The sequence below is a fragment of the Plantactinospora sp. KLBMP9567 genome, assembly GCF_033446045.1.
GTDB lineage: Bacteria > Actinomycetota > Actinomycetes > Mycobacteriales > Micromonosporaceae > Plantactinospora.
Genome location: NZ_JAWQRR010000045.1, coordinates 116,613 through 135,348 on the forward strand (window position 1 = coordinate 116,613; position 18,736 = coordinate 135,348).

General features: G+C 66.9%; 10 protein-coding genes and 2 pseudogenes. 5 read left to right on the forward strand and 7 right to left on the reverse strand.

Annotation, left to right across the window (positions count from 1 at the left end):
- The first annotated feature begins 429 nt into the window (after positions 1 to 429).
- Both R6Y94_RS34460 and R6Y94_RS34465 read left to right on the forward strand, forming a co-directional pair.
- Positions 430 to 2,535 carry a carbamoyltransferase gene (locus R6Y94_RS34460; protein ID WP_318400520.1) on the forward strand — a complete coding sequence of 702 codons (2,106 nt, stop codon included), beginning with the start codon at positions 430 to 432 and terminating at the stop codon, positions 2,533 to 2,535.
- Complete coding sequence (locus tag R6Y94_RS34465; protein WP_318400522.1) at positions 2,532 to 3,935, forward strand: condensation domain-containing protein; 1,404 nt, start codon at positions 2,532 to 2,534, stop codon at positions 3,933 to 3,935. The genes R6Y94_RS34460 and R6Y94_RS34465 overlap by 4 nt, the downstream gene beginning before the upstream one ends.
- Positions 3,936 to 4,058: 123 nt before the next feature.
- Here the strand turns inward: R6Y94_RS34465 and R6Y94_RS34470 are convergent.
- From R6Y94_RS34470 to R6Y94_RS34485, 4 genes and pseudogenes are all read right to left on the reverse strand, one after another.
- Positions 4,059 to 4,334: pseudogene (locus R6Y94_RS34470) on the reverse strand (transposase family protein); the annotation flags it as partial.
- Positions 4,335 to 4,581: 247 nt separating this feature from the next.
- Positions 4,582 to 6,309 (reverse strand): ABC transporter ATP-binding protein, encoded by a 1,728-nt coding sequence (locus R6Y94_RS34475; RefSeq protein WP_318400524.1) that lies wholly within the window; start codon positions 6,307 to 6,309, stop codon positions 4,582 to 4,584.
- The gene (locus tag R6Y94_RS34480; protein WP_318400526.1) at positions 6,306 to 8,168 is read right to left on the reverse strand and encodes an ABC transporter ATP-binding protein; all 1,863 of its coding nucleotides are present in this window, start codon (positions 8,166 to 8,168) and stop codon (positions 6,306 to 6,308) included. The genes R6Y94_RS34475 and R6Y94_RS34480 overlap by 4 nt, the downstream gene beginning before the upstream one ends.
- A gap of 531 nt (positions 8,169 to 8,699) precedes the next feature.
- Entirely contained in the window at positions 8,700 to 9,884 is a 1,185-nt protein-coding gene (locus R6Y94_RS34485; RefSeq protein WP_318400527.1) for a phosphotransferase enzyme family protein, read from the reverse strand.
- Between the two features lie 356 nt (positions 9,885 to 10,240).
- Here R6Y94_RS34485 and R6Y94_RS34490 point away from each other — a divergent pair, with 356 nt between their 5' ends.
- Complete coding sequence (locus R6Y94_RS34490) at positions 10,241 to 11,110, forward strand: hypothetical protein (protein WP_318400529.1); 870 nt, start codon at positions 10,241 to 10,243, stop codon at positions 11,108 to 11,110.
- A gap of 197 nt (positions 11,111 to 11,307) precedes the next feature.
- Here the strand turns inward: R6Y94_RS34490 and R6Y94_RS34495 are convergent, their stop codons facing one another.
- The 3 genes and pseudogenes from R6Y94_RS34495 to R6Y94_RS34505 form a co-directional block, all read right to left on the reverse strand.
- Positions 11,308 to 12,051: a hypothetical protein gene (locus tag R6Y94_RS34495; RefSeq protein ID WP_318400531.1), complete on the reverse strand. Its 744-nt coding sequence runs from the start codon at positions 12,049 to 12,051 to the stop codon at positions 11,308 to 11,310.
- A 569-nt stretch (positions 12,052 to 12,620) separates the two neighbouring features.
- Positions 12,621 to 13,709: a ParB/RepB/Spo0J family partition protein gene (locus R6Y94_RS34500; protein ID WP_318400532.1), complete on the reverse strand. Its 1,089-nt coding sequence runs from the start codon at positions 13,707 to 13,709 to the stop codon at positions 12,621 to 12,623.
- Between the two features lie 693 nt (positions 13,710 to 14,402).
- Positions 14,403 to 14,894 (reverse strand): annotated as a pseudogene (locus tag R6Y94_RS34505) (transposase); the annotation flags it as partial.
- A 456-nt stretch (positions 14,895 to 15,350) separates the two neighbouring features.
- On the opposite strand from R6Y94_RS34505, the gene R6Y94_RS34510 reads away from it, so the two are divergent.
- A complete protein-coding gene (locus tag R6Y94_RS34510) occupies positions 15,351 to 16,391 on the forward strand; it encodes an SGNH/GDSL hydrolase family protein (protein ID WP_318400534.1) in 1,041 nt (346 codons plus the stop codon).
- 170 nt (positions 16,392 to 16,561) lie between these two features.
- Positions 16,562 to 18,394: a carbamoyltransferase gene (locus R6Y94_RS34515; protein ID WP_318400535.1), complete on the forward strand. Its 1,833-nt coding sequence runs from the start codon at positions 16,562 to 16,564 to the stop codon at positions 18,392 to 18,394.
- The last annotated feature ends 342 nt before the right edge of the window (positions 18,395 to 18,736 follow it).

Here is an 18,736-nt window from a genome sequence, read left to right on the forward strand (position 1 = left end):
ACGAGGTCAGAGAGCCTTCTTCCCGGTTATTGATGTAATGCTCGGGAAGGTGCATCGATAATGGTATCCCCGTCGGATGGGGTCAACCATAGGCAAGGTCGGCGGTACCGTGCAAGTGATGTCCAGTCCGGAAGCTGGCGTATTTCCGCCAGCGTTCGTCGGGTTCGTGCGTGGCGGGGAGTACCAGCTCGCCAGGTCCGCCAGAATCTTTGATTGATCATAATCAATCAGTGACCGGTTATTGATCGAGGGTCTTCCGCCGCGCGCGGGTCGGCTGCTACCTTGCCGATACCCATGTTCGGCATGTTGTTTTCGGCCGGTGCCGACATCGGGTCAATAAGCGATGCCGCGGTAGCCCCCCGTTTGCGAATCTCGCTTCCGCCCGCTGCCGCGGGAAGACCATGTTGATCCTGAGCCGGAGGGTGCCGCGTGTTCAGCCTCGGAATCTACACCGGACCACACGACCCGGCCGCCTGCCTCGTCGCGGACGGCCGCGTCGTCGCAGCAATCGAGGAGGAGCGGCTGACACGCGTCAAGTACGGGACCATCCGGGCGAATCTCGGGCTGTGGGAGGACTACGGCGACCGGTTCGGCTACTTTCCCTGGTCGGCGACCGCCTACTGCCTGCAGGCGGCGGGCATCGGCCTCGACGACGTCGACCGCATCGTGCTCGCCGACGACTACCTCGCGCCGATGGCGGCGCTGAATATCCCCGTGCGGGATCCGGAGCGCATCCTGGTCGCGCGCGACCCCGCCGGCTGCGCTCACCACCACATGCACGCCCTGTCCGCTTTCTACGCCAGTGAGTTCAACGAAGCCGCGGTCCTCGTGGTTGACGGGGACGGTACCTGGACGGACACCGGCTACGAGGCCGAATCGGCGTACGTCTTCGATCGGGACGGACGACACACGACGGTCCAGAAAAACCGGTATGTGCCGCTCCCCGCCGGCGATCGTGTGCCCAACCTGTTCCACTCCGGCCTGGGCTGGATGTATGAATACGTGACCGGCCTCCTGGGCTTCTCGAACGTGCGCGCCGGCGTCCCGGACGCCGGCAAGACCATGGGCTTGGCGCCGTACGGCGGCCCGAGCTCGTTGCTCGCGGGAGAGTGGTTCCACGAGCGTGCGGGCCGCTTCGACTTCCGGCCGTTCCTCGACTGGATCGTTGCGGCTGGATACGTGGATTACTTGGACGACCGGAGCTTCAAGATCATCGAGGACCCGGACCGGATCAGCGCGTACGCGATGGATCTCGCCTGGAAGGCGCAGAGTGAGCTGGAACGCGGATTGCTCGCGCTGGCCACCGAGGTGCGTCGGCGCACGGGTCAGCGCTACCTCTGCTTCGCCGGTGGAGTGGGCTTGAACGCGGTGGCCAACGGCGTACTGGCCCGGGCGGGGATCTTCGACCGGGTGTTCGTGCAGCCAGCCGCAGGGGACAACGGGCAGGCGATCGGGCTCGCGTATCACGGCTACGTGACCGCTGGAAAGGCGCGCATGCTCACCCCGATCCGGGATTCGTACACCGGGACGGCATACCCGACGGAGGAGATCCTCGCGCACCTACAGGTCCTGAACATCTCGGCCGAGGTGATCGACGGCGACCTCGCGGAGCACGTCGCCACCGAACTCGCCGGCGGCGAGGTGCTCGGCTGGTTCCAGGGCGGAAGCGAGTTCGGACCGCGCGCCCTCGGCCACCGCAGCATTCTCGCCGACCCTCGGCCCGAGGACATGAAGGATCGGATCAACGAGCGGGTGAAGATGCGCGAAATGTTCCGCCCGTTCGCGCCCAGTGTCCTGAGCGACCTCGCATCCGAGGTGTTCGACACCAGTGCGGCGGCTGATCTGCGCTTCATGCTGTCGTGCTGCGGAGTTCGCGAGGAGTGGCAGAAGCGCATTCCCGCCGTGTGCCACGTGGACGGCACCGCCCGCGTCCAGGTCGTCGACGCCAGCACGGACGAGCTCTACCACGGTCTGATCAGCCATTTTCACCGGCTGACAGGGGTTCCGCTGGTGCTCAACACCTCGTTGAACGTCCGCGGTATGCCGCTCGTCGAGACCCCGGCGGACGCCCTGCAGTGCCTGCTCTCCTCCGATCTGGATGCCCTCTACCTGCACAACATCCGCGTGGTATATCCCCCGCACGCCAGCCTGTACGTGCGCCTCGCCGACGGCTGGTCGCTGGCGGAGGCCGCCGGCGGCGCCACGCTGCGACACATCGGGACCGGAGGTGCACTCGGCGTGACCGAGGACGAGGCCGCGCTGCTGGGTGCTCTGGACGACGGGCGCACCCTGCACGCCGCCACCGTCGCGGCCGGCATCGGCCCGGACTCGGACGGCGCCCGCCGGACAGCGGGAATGCTGCTGCGCCGGGGATACCGGGCCGGTGCCCTCACCGTGGACGCCGGGGGACTACCGTTCGACACCCGGTGGACTTTCGGGCGCCTGCCACACGCTGAGGGTTCCCGACCGCATTCACCCTTCGCCGGCCCGATCGGTCCGGACGGCATCCGCCTGCCCCGGTCGGTCGGCCGATGACCCCGGCTGCTCTGATCACCGGGCCGCTGCCCAAGGGCTACGAACTGCTATGGGAGCGGATGCACGAACTTTCTCCGGGCGATCCCGGCGGCTCCCGGTTCACCGCCCTACTCACCCGCGATCTGCACGGTCCGGTCGACGCGGCCGTGCTCGGTACCGCCCTGCGGGAGGTGACGCGCCGACACGACATGCTGCGGATGCGTTTCGCCGACATCGCGCCGGACCCCGCCGTGTCGATCGATGCGGAGGTCGACGCGCCACTGTCCGTCGTCGACTTACGTGACTATCCGGAATCGCAGCGCCGCGCCGAGCTCGAGTATCACCTGTACGGCGAAAGTGTCCGCAGGTTCGACCTGATGGTCGCGCCGCTGTGGCGGGCCTACCTGATCCGGCTGACCGACGACCGGAGTCTGCTCTGTCTCAGCTTTCCCGACCTGCTGTTCGACGCCTGGTCTGACCGCATCCTCGTGCAGGATCTGCTGCGTTGCTACGCAGCCACCCTCGGCCTCGCTCCGGCGCCCGATGCGATGCCGCCCGGGTACCGGGAGCTGGTCGCCCTGCACGAGCGGCAGTACGGCCGGATGCCGGCGCACGTCGTGGCACAGGCCGGTCGCCTGCGTCGCCTGCCACCGATGCTGCCTGTCGAGCCGCGCCGGGCGTCCGCCGGCGACCTCCTGCTGGATCCCGCCACGGTGGAGTTCGAGTTCTCCGCCGAAACCACCGCCGGGCTGGAGAACTGTGCGCTGCGGCTGCGGACGACGACCTACGTCGTGCTGATGACCGCGTACGCGATGTTCATGGCGTCCGACACGCGTTCCTCCCGAACGGTGCTGAGCACGGTGACCTTGGGTCGGCAGAGTCGAGCGGAACGCGAGATCGTCGGCCAATTCGGGCAGGATGTCTTCGTGCCTGTCGACATCGACTGGCGGGAGCCCGTCGAGGCGTTGATCGCCCGAGTACACCGGGAACTTGTCACCGCTCGCCTGGCCCGGACCGGGTACCGCAATCTGGTCCGGCTGATCGGCGCCGACCAGTACCCACGGCCCTGGTCGGACCTTCACCTCTACGACTCCTACTTCCAGTCCGTGGTGCCGGGGACCGGCCCGCCTGCACACGGGCCCGTACAGGTGGGCGAGACGCCCGACATCGTTCCGAGACCGCGACCGGGAGAGGGCGCCTATCCGAAGGTCGGCGAGATCCGGCCGGCGGCCTTGCCGGCCTGGCAGAAGCAGGCGGCGCCGTGGATCGTGGTGGGCGGGCAGCGGCAGGGCGGCGCGTTGAACTACAACCGGTCGTTCTACGACGACACCCGGATGGCCGCCCGGGTCGAAGCATTCCTGGACCTCGTTCGCGCGGTGGCAGCCGACGCCGGCCGACCGGCCGGGCGTGCTGTCGGCTGAGGTCCGCCGCCAACTACCTACGCCATCGGCGGAAATCGACCGCGATCCCCTGCCTTGACGGGACACCCGGTCCGTTCGTAGCGTCGGCGCGAATGCCACGCCGTTCGTCCGCCGGCCAGTACCGGCCGGCCGCAGGTCGTCGGCTGTCGCGGCGAGCAGGCCGATCGCCTCGCGGACGTACCGCCGGGCGGTGGCGAACCCGACCTCGGACCCGGCGGCCAACCGGGCGAGGGTATCGCCGGTGCGAAGGTGAGCCAGGGCCAGTAGCGCTTGCCGGCCGGGGTCGAGGCGCCGCCAGCGGGACCGCCGCTGCTGGTGGTGGTGGTGGGTACGGATCAGGTCGACGGGGCGGTTCAGCGATCGGGTGGACAGCGGGATGGAGGCAGGGTAAGACAGCAACGCGGCTCCCGGTAGGGGCATCTTTCTTGGTCGATTGCTTGTCTTACCGGGATCCTCGCCTCAGCCAGCCATCGACCTACCGACAGACGGCTGACCTGCACCATCAGGTTGAAAATGGCTCATTGCTATAGGGGGCATACCGCCACCCCGCCCGGCCCCCTCGACCCACGACGACCCGGGCGCCGCGTCACGCGCGGTGATGGCGGGCGCCGCACCCGCCCCCCATACCCGACCACCACGATGTTGATCATGAGTTGAACCTTGCCGGTTCTCCGTGCCAGGACACCCAGAGCGCCGCGTACGGACCACCGGCCGCGACCAGGTCATCGTGGGTTCCGCTCTCGATGATGCGGCCGTCCTCCATCACCACGACACGGTCGGCGTCGTGGGCGGTCTGCAGGCGGTGGGCGATCGCGATCACCGTACGCTCGTGCAGCACCGCCGCCAGCGCACGCTCCGCCGCCCGCGCGGCCGTCGGGTCGAGCAGGGCGGTCGCCTCGTCGAGGATCACCGTGTGCGGGTCGGCCAGCAGCACCCGGGCCAGTGCCAGCTGCTGCGCCTCGGCGCCACCGAGCGGGTGCTCACCCAGGTCACGGTCGAGGTCGTCCGCCCAGGTCGCGCCCACCGTGTCCAGCGCACGCCGCAGCTGCGCGTCCGGCGCGGCGACCATCAGGTTGGCGCGCAGCGTGTCCCGGAAGACGTGGTGCTCCTGCGTCACGAGGACGACCTGGCGGCGGAGCTGATCGGGCGGCAGGTCGGCGATCGGCACGCCGCCCACGGTCACCTGGCCCGCGGCCGGCCGGTCGACGCCGGCGATCAGCCGGCCCAGCGTCGACTTGCCCGCGCCGGAGAGCCCGACGATCGCCAGCCGCTCGCCCGGCCTGATATCCAGATCAATATCATCAAGGACATCCAGACCCTTCTCGTACGCGTAACGCACCCCGACGACCTCGATCCGGTCGTCCCGCGGCGACCGTGTCGTGGCGGGCGGCGGCGCCGGCACCGCAGCCAGGCCCTCGACCCGGGCGAACGACGCGCTGCTGCTCTGCATCTGCTCGATGTAGACGAGGATCGTGTCCAGCGGTCCGACGAGCTGCCGCAGGTAGAGCACCGCCGCCCCGACCGTGCCGAGGCTGGCCTGCCCGTCCAGGTACAGCAGCCCGCCCACCACGAGCACGAGCACGGACGGCAGCGCGTACGAGATCTCCGCCAGAGGGAAGAAGACGGTGCGCACCCGCAGCGTCGCCAGCCGCGTGCGCCGCGTCTCGGCGATGGCCCGGCGCCCGGCGTCGAGCCGGCGCTCGCGCAGGCCGAACGCCTCCACCGTGCGCGCACCCTCCGTGGTCGCCGCGAGCTCCTCGGCGAGCCGCGAGTTGGCCGCACCCTCGGTGAGGTAGGCGTCACGCGCCCGCCGCAGATACCACCGCGTGATGAACCAGATCCCGGTCAGCCCCAGCAGACCCAGCACCCCGAGCACTGGACTGAGCAGCACGACCGCCACCCCGATGAAGACTATCTGCACCACGCCGATGAAGACGTTCGGCAGGATGTCACGCAACGTGGTCGCGACCGCATCCACGTCGGTGGTGCCACGCGCCGCCAGATCACCGGCCGGAACCCTCTCCACCACCGCGGCGGGCAGCCCGAGCGCCCGCTGGAGATACCCTTCGCGGATCCGTGCCGCCGTCCGCTCACCGAAACGGTACGCGATGAACAGCGCATACCGTGAGAGCACCATCTGCGCGACCGCACACCCCAGCACCGCGATCGCCAGCCGGTCCACGGCCTTGACACCGCCCCCGCCCGCGACGGCGTCGATGATCCGTCCCAGCAGCCAGGGCCCGCCGAGACTGGCGACCGCGGCCAGCGCGTTGATGCCGATCATCGCCGCCACCGCACCCCGGTCCCGACCGACCAGGCGCAGCGCTTCGCGCCCCACCGCACGCTGGTCCGCCACCGGCAGCACGGCACTCATGCGTCATCCCCGAACGCCCGGTTGACCAGCTCCCGATACCCCGGCTCGCCCCCCAGCAGCTCCCGATGGGTTCCCGACGCCCGCACCCGCCCGCCAACCAGGTAATGCACCACATCGGCCCGATCCAGCAACACCGGCGACGTCGTGGCCACCACCGTCCCCCGCCCCCGTCGCGCCGCCGTGAGCCGCTCCGCGATGGCCGCCTCGGTATGCGCGTCCACAGCCGACGTGGGCTCGACGGCGAGCAACACCTCCGGGTCGGCGTGGACCGCCCGGGCCAGCCGCACCCGTTGCCGCTGCCCACCCGACAGGTTCCGCCCACCCGATTCCACCATCCGCCCCAGACCGGTGGCGACGTCGTGGGCGACGGCAATCTCAATCGCTCTTCGCACCCGCTCATCCCCCGGCTCGCCCCTCCCGGCCACCACCTCACCCCGCGACCCGTCATCGCGCGCCGCCACCCCACGCGGCGGCCCCTCACGATTCGCGGCCACTTCGCGCAGCGACCCGTCGCCGCCAACAGCCCCACCCCCCCGCGACCCGTCACCGCGCGCGGGCCCATCCCGCGACCCGTCACCGCTGGCCGGCGCCGCACGTCCCGGCACGTCGCGGCCCGCCACCACCTCGCGCAGCGGCCCCGCGAACAGGGCGGCGTCGTTCTCGGCGACCAGGATGCGGGACCGGATCTCCGGCTGGGCGATCTCGGCGAGCGGCCGCCCACCCCAGGTCGCCGAGGTCGGCCCGTAGGCACCGAGCCGGTCGAGCACCGCCACCGCGTCGGCCGGCCGGTCTCCCGCCAGCGCGGTGAGCCGCCCCGGTTCGGCCAACACTCCCGAGTCGGGGTCGAACAGGACCGCCGGCCCGCTCGGTGCCGGTTCGCCTTCCGGATCGTCCAGCGGAAGGTGCAGGAAGTCGACGACCCGGCGCGCCGCCACCAGCCCGTGCGTGGTGTCGAATCCACAGAAGATCAGCATGTTCACCGGGATGACCAGCATGGCCGTGTACCCGTACACGGCGATCAGCTGCCCCGCCGTGATCTCGCCGGAAGCTGCCATGCGCGCCGCCACCCAGATCACCACGCCGAGGAAGACCACCGGCAGCCCGTCCCCGAACGCCCCGATCCAGCTGGACGGCCCACCCACCCGGTAGCCCTGCTCAAGCAGCCGCGCCGACTCCCTCGCGTAACGTGCCTCGTGCCCCGGTTTGCCCCCGAGCCCGTTCAGCACCCGCAGGCCGCCGAGCACGTCGACGAGGCGTGCGTTCAGCTCCCCCTGCTTCTGCCGATAGTTCAAGCCCGCCCGCTGCGTGCGCCGCAGCAGCGGCCCCACGACCAGCGCGAGCGCCGGCACCCCGATCAGCACGACGGCCGCCAGCACCGGCGACGTCTGAAACAGCAGCACCGCGATCACGACGCACGTCAGGGTCGCGGCCACCCCCAACCCGCCGACGTTCATGGCCCGGCCGATGGTCCACACGTCCGCGATGCCGATCGTGACCACCTCGCCCGCCGTGACCCGCCGAGGCAGCGCCGCCCCCAGTTTCGTGGCATGCGTCATCACCAGGTCGGCCGTCTTCAGCGCCGCCGCCAGCCGCAGTTTCGTCATGGTCCGGTGCCGCATGATCCCGAGCCCGGCCCCCGCCACGCCGACGAGCAGCACGACCGCGCCCCACCAGAGCAGTGTCTCCCGGCGCCTGTCGCCCAACCCACGATCAACTGCTTGCGAGATCAGGTACGGCGTGAACGCCAAACTCATGAACCACGCCGACCCGAAGAACGCCCCGAGCGCCACCCGGCCCTTGAACTCCAGCGCCAACCACCACAGATACCCAGCCGGTCCCCGTACGTCCACAAAGGCCATGCTGCCCCAATCCCCCCGTACCCGTTATCCGGTTCTCCCGCCGCCCAGGACACGCCGCCCTCATCCCGCGGCTCACCGCCCGTTCCCACACGAAGCCCCGCCACCCGACGCGCCCTTCACCCCGCGACACTGCCATCCAGCAGCCCGTCACGCCCAGACCCCCTGCCGCCCGACGGCGGCTGCCACCCGCCGTACCCCAAACCGCACGGTCCCCGGCACCCGCCGCGCCGAGGCGGCGGCCGCCGTCACCCCGCCGGCGCCGGCTGCCGGTCGCCGGTTGTGCACAGGAGGGCGACGCCCATCGCGATGAAGGCCGCCGCGCGGACGATCGCGGCTACCGTGCGGGCCAGGTCGGGGCGGCGGAGGTCACGGCGACCGGGGCCACGCCGGCCGCGAGCGGGTAGCCGTCCAGGCGGGCAGCACGGCGGCGCGAGCGGTCGCCAGCCCCAGGCAGACGCCGGCCACCATCATGATCACGCCGTGGACGGTCACCCACGGGTTGGAGGCGTCGTTCAGAGAGCTCCTGTGGCGTTACGCGTCGCCTGATCCGTTATGCGGTTGCTCGTCGGCGGCGTGGGGATCGCGTGGGTTCGAGTCGACGTGTGGTGGATGTTGCTCCAATGTCGCCTCGGCGGCCAGCCGGGGTGTGGGATCGGATGCTGCTTTGCGGACGTCCGCCAGCAGCTTGGCGATCACCGCTTCGGTCACCCAGGCGTCGCCGGTACGGGCGGCGGCACCCAGCCAATCACCGATGTCCCACATCGCACGGCAGGCAGCCAGTACGGGAAAGCCGGCCACCTCGCTCTGGCTCAGCGGACGGACCTGCTGGTAGCCGGCGAGGACCGCTGCCCAGCGTTCGCGATCCTCCTCCGGCGAGTCGGGCCCGCGATAGAGAGTGACCAGGTCGTACGCGCGTAACCCGAACCCGCAGTGGTCGAAGTCGAACGTGACGAACCGTCCGTCCCCGTCGATGTTGGTGTTGCCCCGGTGCAGGTCTGCATGGATGATCCCGTATGCGCCGCCGATCGCTCGGAGCCGCGGGATCTCGCCGGTCAGTCGCTTGCCGAGCTTGCCGAGTTCGGCGAGGTCCGCCGCGGCCCGGCCCGAGCCGGCATAGGGTGCCAGGCTGGCCAGCGGCCGTTCGACGAGGATGCGTTCGTCGAGGTGGTAACGGTCGTGGCTGGTGAGGAAGGCGTCCATCTCCAGGTGCATCCGGGCGATGCCGGAGCCGTACTCGCGCCATTGCTCGGCGGTCAGCGTGCCTTCGTACAAGGGAGTGCCAGGTGCGTGGGTGAACAGGGCGAAGCATCGTTCGCCTTCGGGCGCCATCAGCCGGCCGAGCCGGTCGCCGAGGGTCCGCTGGTACGGGCGGATGACGCCCAGCCCGGCCGCGGCCAGGTGCTCAAGCAGGTCGAGCTCGAAGCGGAGGTCGGATTCCGAACGGATCCAGTACTTTTCTCGGTTGTAGACCCGCAGCACGCGACGACCGCCCTCGACGTCGGTGACGAGGTAGGTGTCGTTGAAGCCGCGGTTCAACAAGCTCACCTTGACGGGCGCTGCAATGGCGTACTCCCGTTCCACAAGCTGGGCGAGGTCCTCGGCGTGAAGGAGCGAGTGGGTCACGCGCATATCGAGTGAGCCTATAAGGGGACCAGAAGGCCCGCCAGGAAAACCGGCGGTGGTAGCCGAGCGGGGTCGACAGCGGGGCCGCACCACCGCAGGGCCGGTGTAAGGAGGCAGCCGAGCGGCTCGCGGGCGAGTTCAACCGCCGGCCGGCTGTGGCGGCCCGCCGGACTCGTTGGCAACCAGGCCGCCGGGCAGGATCGGGACGGTTCCCGTGTCCACTGCCGCTCGCTCAACGAAGGAGGAGCCGGACTCTGCCCAACAGCCTCGCCACGGGTACGCCGCAGGCCTTTCTCGCAGCCTCCCGATTACCGGCTTCACGACCTCCGGAAGTTCCCCAACCACCCTCAGGATGGCGGGTATGCGCTTCTCCCGGCCCGTATCCACCAGGCCGAATCAGAAACGCGGACTGTAGTACCGGGCTACCCGACCCCGCTAAACTCTGTCGCATGAAGGTTGTCACCGTCGCGACCGATCTGGAAAATCCCTTCCTCAGCCGGCTTCTCATCCCGTCGTGCCGGGTGGCCGACCTAGAGCTGACCGTTTTGCATGTTCAGGCCCGACGGAAGTTCAGATTCGCCGACAAGCGCGCTTGCCTGACTCGGTACCTGTCCCAGGTAGCCGATCGCGATGAGCTCATCTTCTTCACCGACGCCTATGACACGCTGTTTATCCAGGGAGAGCGGTATATCCAGCATGCCTACGCCGGCTTTCCACAACCGGTCGTGTTCAGCGCCGAGCTGAACTGTTGGCCGCTCGGGGTCGTCGGTTTGGCACTGTGTCCCGGCACGCCGATCGGCCGCTATCCCTACCTCAACAGCGGCGGCATCGTCGGACCGGCGGGGGACCTCCTCGACCTCTGCACCAAATATCCCGAACCCCCGAGTGGACGGTTCGACCTTCTGGAACGCCTACGCTCACACGGTTATGACACCGACCAGCTGTTCGGTTCGAGCGACCAGTATTACTGGACACTGGTCCAGCACCTTGAGCCGGACCGAGTCGGGCTCGACAGCGATGCCCAGATCTTCGAATACTTCGGGCCGTCGATGCCCGGTCTTAGTAAGGCGGAGATAATGCGCGAGGTGCAGGAGTTTCGGGAACAGGGCAGGAGGGCGGCCAGCTATCGGCGGGACCGCGCCCGACTCAAAGCGCAGCTAACGACGCCGAGCTCGGCCGCTCAGCTGCACTTCGCCAGCAAGATGACCAAGGCGGCGCTGCTCGACCTGTGGGAGGAAGGCGAGGTCCCTGACTGGCTCCGCGACCGTACGGAGCAGGCATCCGCGGCCGCCCCGGGCTTCCGGGTGTACCGGGTGTGACGCCTTCGGGAGGCGACCCGGTCCCAGGCGAATGCGCGAAGTCCAGTCGTCGTTGTCCGCGAGAGTAGGTTTACCCGGTGTGGAAGCGTGAGCCTCCGGTTGGCGAGAGGTTCGGGACCGGGGTCGTGACCGTGCAGGATGGACCGAGGAACTCGGACGGCTCATGCCGTGAGCGCAGCTCCAGATAGCCCGTGCGGTCAGTGTGGAGCAAACAGCCATCCCGTCCTGTCACTGCCGAGCCGAGCCTCGATACTGTCGCAGTTCGTTATTAGCCGGTACAGCTCCTGAGAGTTGAGCTGCCCATTCCTGGGTGCCATGTACCGATCGACCTCGTCGAGTGCGAGCGGAGAGCAGTCGAGGAATCGGAGCAGTCGGTTAACCATGCCGGCACGGGCATCGCGCGGCGCGAAGTAGAGGTCCTCGTACGTCAACATCACACTACTTTCGTACCGCCGTGACGCAACGAGGTTCCCGTAATGGCTGACATCGTCGTCGAGCTGAGCGAGCCTATCGCTTAGCTGATGCACGTCGAGCTTTCCGAGGCTGCCATAGTAGTCCGCGATACGACCCGCTGCATCCCATTTCTGCCAGAGACCCGTCCGATCAGCAATCGCCTGCGAAACGACTGCCTGAAGTAGATTGGACCGACGCAGGAAGATGAGCTTGAACCGAGTGTCGCCAACCAGCACTTCGTTCAGCTCTCGCGGCAGGTCCTCGTCCGTGGTCTTGATACCGTTGAATTTCCTGCCCACGGCCTCTAGTTGTTCGTACAGACTCCGGACGTCGATTATCTTAGACCGGTAGTCGTCATTATCAACGTCCCAATCCTTATAATTCGGATTGAACGGCTCCGACACCGCATAAATCTCTTCGTGCAGGTTCAACGTCGCCAAAAGGCTCTCGCTTCCGCTACGAGCGTGTGCGAGCATGACAAAGGCCATGTTTGGCTTCATACACCAACGCTCCAGGTAACTGACCGGGTCCTCAAGCTGTCTATCAAACGACATGTTTCAGGACAGCGCTTGTACTTTTAACCTAAGCCCTGAGAGGACACTAGCCAAGGCGTTTGGGCTTGGCCGATCTGACGGACAGGGTCGATGTGTTGATCCTCGAATTACCTCCAGGGCGGGTAACTGCCGGACGTTGGTGCCGGTTTCGTAGGCGGCGGGGCTGAGGTAGCCAAGGCTGGAGTGCCGGTTCGAGTACAATCGCGACCTGACGGTGGTCCGGCCGACCGTTGGACCGGTTCGGCCCGGTGTTCGCCGGAGGTGAGCTCAGTGCGCTGAGATGTACAAGGCGGCGTCCCGACCGGGGGGTGCTCCCGATCTTCGCGGTGACACCACAGTGTGGATTCGGTGTGACGCGAAGTGTTCATCCCAGCGCCGGCAGTCTTAAGACGGTGGGTGGTACGCATAGTGAGGCCAGCGGTCCACAGCCGTGGCGGGCGGAGAATCCTCGCCGGTTGTGCGAGTGAGGAAATCCGCAGTCGCACGACATGCGCTTGGCGCAGTCACCCCGTGTCTGGCACATCGCAGCCGGTACGCTGCTCGCTGCCGCGATGCTCCAACTCGGTGGCGAAATCGATCAACTCGTTGCCGTACTGACGCGCGATCTTCCCGATCAGCACAGCGCAGTGGGGTGGGACGCTCTTCAACACGTCTCGCCACCTGACTGCCACGAGCGCCGACGAGTTGAGCCACTGCAACAGCCGCCGCCCTGAATCGGTGTAACGGAGGGAAGGGTCGCGGCGCAGCCCCTCAAGTACCGGTAGGACGTCGGAATGTCCCGCACGTACCCGGCGCTGCCGGGAGCGCGCAGTACCGCCGTCTGCCCCTTGTTCAACAGCGCCGAAGGGCCGCTGCGGCACGCCCTCGGACTGGTTCCGGTAAGTGCGCGCAGGCAATAGTGCCTCACCGGCTTGGATCCGGGCCCGCACGTCGCGGACAGTGGCGACGGAAATGCCGGCCTGCTTTGCGACCTGCCGAAGGGAGAGCTGAGGCTGCTCCATCATGGTGCGGCGGGCGATCTGCCGCCCGTCGGCCGTGCTGAGAGGCCGCACCACTCCGTCCCTTCCCACCCGCACGTGGGCCTCAGCACCGACCGTGCGTGCCCGAATCGACGCGACGGTGCGGGCCGCGAGGCCGGAGATGGCGGCGATGCGGCGATCGGACATCCCGGGGTTGGAGCGGATTATCCGCGCTGCGGCCGCCCGCCGCTCGGCCAGGCTCAGCCCCAGACCGTGCCGAACGTTCGCCTCGACCGCGACGCGAAACGCATCCTCCGGCGAGCCGTCGAAAAATCGTGCTGTAATCTCCGCGCGCCCGCGCAGTTGGGCTGCTCGGCATCGGTGCACGCCATCGATGATGCTCAGGGTGGCACGATGCACCAGGATCGGTGGCAGTTGCTCCTGCACCTCTGCCAGGACCCGGACGTGATCACCGTTAACACCTCGTAGGCGCGGGGAGTCAATCGTCCGGAGGTCGGCGATCCGCACAGAGATCACGGCACCGTCTGTGTCGAACCGGCTTCCCGTGTCCGGATCCGCCTCTGCATCCACGTCCGATTCCCGTTCGCCCTCCGATCCGACCTGATCCGCCATGCGTGTCCCCTTTCCATAAGCTGCATTTCTTGCGACAAAAACACACGGCTTTGGTTGGCAGCGCTCTCACTAGGACGAAGGCACGGCATCACGCTCTTGTCTACCGCGATGTCGCCACTAGCAACCGAGCGTAGGCCCTCACCTGGGCGCCGCAGCACAGCGTGACGATTCTCTACAAGCCACGACGCCACGGTGCAGCCGTGCAGGCTAGAACACTGAAAGGCGCCGGTAGGCAATCTGCCCCGCAGGCGGCGATGACCGAAACATTATCTTCCCCCACGGCAGGGACCCTCCCCCGTAACGTTCTCTAATAGAGGCTCGAAGGGCTCTTGCGACTGACGGACGTCTATTAGTGTAATTGAGCGTCTGATTATTGACAATGAGATCCGCCGGTGCTTGTCGCCTTGTTGATGGTGCGGTACAGTAGAGGCCCGGACCGCGCCCATGGATGGACATAGGCTACTCATCTCGGCCATCTGCCCCGGGTCACTCAGATCACCCTCGCGTTCACCCTGATCACGACGATCCCGGTGGACGGCTGACCGGCGACGGCATTGCTTGCGGGTTAGGCGGACCGCGGGGTGCCGCAGGCGTTTCGGCTCGGCGGTGGCAAGTTCACCGTCGAGGATGTGGATCCGCGACCAGCAGATGAAGTCACAGGCGATCACGGCAGCAACGCACCCGGACCACACAGTGGGTGCGGCAGCATCGCCCTCCAGCGCCCGGCAGGGCGGCGCCGATCGCGGCGACGAGGCCGCGGTGGGCGTCGGAGATGACGAGTCTGACCCCGGACAGGCCCTTTGCGGTCAGTGGACGGAGGAAGGCCAGCCAGCCGGCGCTGCCCCCGTCGGATGCGATGTCCAGGCCGAGGACCCCCCGGGCGCCGCCGGCCTTCACACCGGCCGCGATCGGGGCGTGGACGTTCACCGTCCGGCGGGCTTCGCGGACCTTGACGGCAAGGGCGTCGGCCCACACGAAGGTGTAGTGGGGAGGCATCCAGGGGCGGTTGCGGAAAGCCCCGACCTGGGCATCCAGATGCGCCGCCGTCTCCGAGCCCCGGGACTTGGACAGCTACTTGAGGCCGGGTTGCTCGACCAGTTTCTCCACCCGCCGGGCCGACGCCCCCAGCAGGTAGGAGGTAGCGACCCCGCTCACCAGGGCCTGTTCGGCCCGGCGACGGTGCTGTCGTGGTTTCTCCTTTTGATCTTGACTTAGCCCTCTCAAAGGACCTTCACGATGGTCGTCCTCCACTCCAGACGCCGCCTGCCACTTCGTTGCCATGAGGGTAGTCGGGGCAACCCCGACTACCGCGCCGCTTCCGCTCCTCGCCCGCTGCGCGGCCCCGGTGCGGGCCTGCCTGGTCTCGACGCGGCTGGCCACGCGAACCCGTACGCCGACACCAGGTGACGCCGACGTAAAGGTGATGCTGAGGAGTTTGAGGCCGGTCGGGTCGAGTGGTTGACGAACAGCATTGCGATCGCTCCACGCATCCCGTAGGTTTGTCAACAGCGACATATGTCGATCATTCGGTTGCATTCATTCAGCGGCTCCACATCGGCCGTTGACCGCGCTTGCCCAGTCGCTCAATCTGTCCGGGCGGGCTTGGCGGCAAAACCGGATATCTATTCTCACCATGAACGAGTGGGTGCTGTGATGCAATCACACATTGCCAGGCTTACACCGCAGATGCTGTACTATACAGAACAACTGTACGAGGATGGCAAGCTACGCTGGCTGCCCTACGTGATGTATTTCCAACCGGAGAATCACCGCTCCGATATCGTCAACACCGACCGACTGGGATTCCGCGTCTCCAGCAACGGCACTCGCGAGTCATCCGTCGCCGGCTCGAGGCCGGCCGGTTCAGCGAATGTACTCGTCGGCGGCTCCACAGTGTTCGGAGTTGGCGCCACGACGGATGATTCAACAGTGCCCTCCCGACTGTGGTCCAAATATTCGCCCGAGCATGTATGGGTGAACTTCGGTGGGCGGGCCCACAACTCGGCTCAGGAGCTGGTCAACTTCCTATTGCACCGGCACCTGCTGCCCGAGATCCGAAATATCGTGCTGCTCTCCGGGCTCAATAACCTCGGCCTGGCCCGACTGCCGTTGCCCGTACGCGGAGAGCACGGCGCCTTTTACCATTGCTCCGAGTTCAACGAAATCATGTACGAACGACACAGGCCGCCTCGACCGTCCGCGTTGTCGCAGATCCTGCGTCGGGACCAAAAGGCACCTCCATCGAAGCACGTCGCACCTCCGGTGCCGCCAGCTGCTGAGCAGATAGAGATTGCCACAGATCTAACCCTGCGGCACCTCGGCAGTTGGCAGCTGCTTGCAGACGCCCTGGGGGCGACCCTGTCCTTCGCCTTCCAGCCCCTTGCCACCTGGGTGCGGGACCGCCCCGCCCCGCAGGAGCAGCTGTTATTCGATGAGCTAGACGAGGTGTTCAGCTTTAGGCAGGCGTATGGTGACATCGTGCCACGACAGGTGGGCCGGTCCTACGCGACTGCGCTCCGAGCAGGCTGCGAAAGGCTGGGCATCCCATTCATGGATCTCAGTCCGCTAATCGCCGACGCCGCCGCCCCTGACGACTGGCTCTTCGTCGACCGCGCCCACCTAACTGACCTGGGGCACGACTTCGTTGCCGCCCTACTCGCGCGCCACCTCGACCTACGTTAGCGAACGCAATATCCAATTGCCTCAGGAGAGAGGGCGGTCGATGCTTTGGCCTACCTACGGCAACTTCTCGACTGGCTATTTCGGCGCAAGCGTCGACGCGGCAAGGGTCGGCGGGGCAACGACGACTCCATATATCCCATGTTCTGAGCCGATCGCTTCGCGAGGCCACAATGTCTGAACTAATCCTCGGGTTGTCCGCCCACTACCACGACAGCGCGGCAACGCTGCTCGCCGATGGCGTCCCGATCGCCGCAGCCCAAGAGGAGCGTTTCAGTCGGTCCCGGCATGATTCGGCATTCCCGGCCAACGCTATCCGGTACTGTCTCAACGAGGTAGGGGCGAAACTGCCAGATCTGTCCGCTGTGGCCTACTACGAGGATCCGGCCTTGAAGTTCAGGAGGGTGCTAGCGACGTACCTAGGCGCCGCACCACATGCCTTCAGAACGTTCCACCACACGCTGCCGCCCTGGCTGTCGTGGAAGCTCGCCATGACCCACCACCTCGGCCGACAGCTCGCCCGGCTGGATCTAGGCGCCCCTCCTCAGATCGTAGTCCGGCGGCACCACGAATCGCACGCCGCTTCTGCGTTTTTCCCAAGCCCTCACAAGTCCGCCGCCGTACTGGCGATCGACGGCGTCGGCGAATGGGCCACAACGACGATATGGCACGGCATGGGCAACCAGTTGCGCCAGCTCGCCGAGCTGCGCTTCCCACACTCACTCGGTCTGCTGTACTCGGCGTTCACCTACTACTGCGGCTTCAAAGTTGATTCCGGCGAGTACAAACTGATGGGACTGGCGCCGTACGGTACGCCAAGATACACGGACCTAATCCGAGAGCGATTGATCGACATCAAACAAGACGGGTCCTTCAGGCTCAACTTGCGCTGGTTCGAGTTTTTGCGCGGTCAGGCGATGACCGGCCGCGGCTTCGAACGGCTCTTTGGCGGACCACGCCGCGTCCCGGAAGCACCGCTCACCGAACGGGAGTTCGACCTGGCGGCATCGGTGCAATGGATCACCGAGGAAGTGGTGCTCCGGCTGGCGCGCACCGCGCGTCGGCTGACCGGTGAGCCCCGGCTATGCCTCGCCGGCGGCGTGGCGCTCAACTGCGTCGCGAATGGCAAGTTGGTCAACGAGGGCACCTTCGAGGAAGTCTGGGTCCAGCCAGCGGCTGGTGACGCCGGGGGCTCGTTAGGCGCCGCTTTCGCTGTCGCCATGTCTCGAGGCGCGCACCGCGTACACGTTGGAACCGGCCAGGACGCGATGTCCGGTGCGCTGCTAGGACCCGCCTATGACGACGCAGACATCCGGTCCGCGCTCGACCGCCGGGGGGCAGTCTACCGGGCGGTGGATGAGGCGACGTTGATCGACCAAGTTGTCACCGCACTCGCCGCGGGTAAAGTGGTGGGATGGTTCCAGGGGCGGATGGAATTCGGACCGCGCGCACTCGGAGCGCGCTCGATCCTTGCAGACCCACGGGACCCTGGCATGCAATCCGCACTGAACCTTAAGATCAAGTTCCGCGAGTCATTTCGGCCTTTCGCACCGTCAGTCTTAGCTGAGGACGCCAAGGACTACTTCGAGCTAGCTCAGGACAGCCCATATATGCTCTTGGTGGCGAAAGTTTCCCCCGCGCTCAGAATCTGCGGCGATTCCACCAGTCTTGCCACCGGACTCGACCTGCTTCGGATCGCGCGCTCCGCGATCCCCGCAGTGACTCATGTGGATTTCTCTGCACGAGTCCAGACGGTTCACTCGGAGAACAATCCTGTATACCACCGGCTGTTGACCGCGTTCAAGGAGGCGACCAAATGCTCCGTACTCGTGAACACATCCTTCAACGTCCGTGGCGAACCGATTGTTTGCTCCCCTGACGACGCGTATACGTGCTTCATGCGTACCAAGATCGACTTGCTCGCGTTGGGTGGTCATCTGCTAGAGAAGACGGCACAACCTCCGTACCAGGACGACGACTGGCGTGTGCTGATCCCGATGGACTAGCGCCACCCAGACTATTAGAAGGATCCCATGTCCACCGTGCTACTTGCCCTCGCCTATTACTTCATAATCACGCCAGTGGGCCTGTTGATCCGGATTGTCCATGACCCGCTACGACGCAACTGGAACCGGCGTGCGTCAACCTACATGCTCTATCTTGAGCACCGGTCGAGTCGACCTGACCAAGGCACGGGACTACACGAGGGCATCTGATTCACGTGTTTTGTGTGTTATGCGATTTGCGGTTTCGCCAGGTTCAGCGGCGAAGCCGGCAATCCCGCCGCCGCACGGAAAACATCCCAACCAGGCCCGGGACGGCACCCGGCAGTCGCACCCCGCAACCCG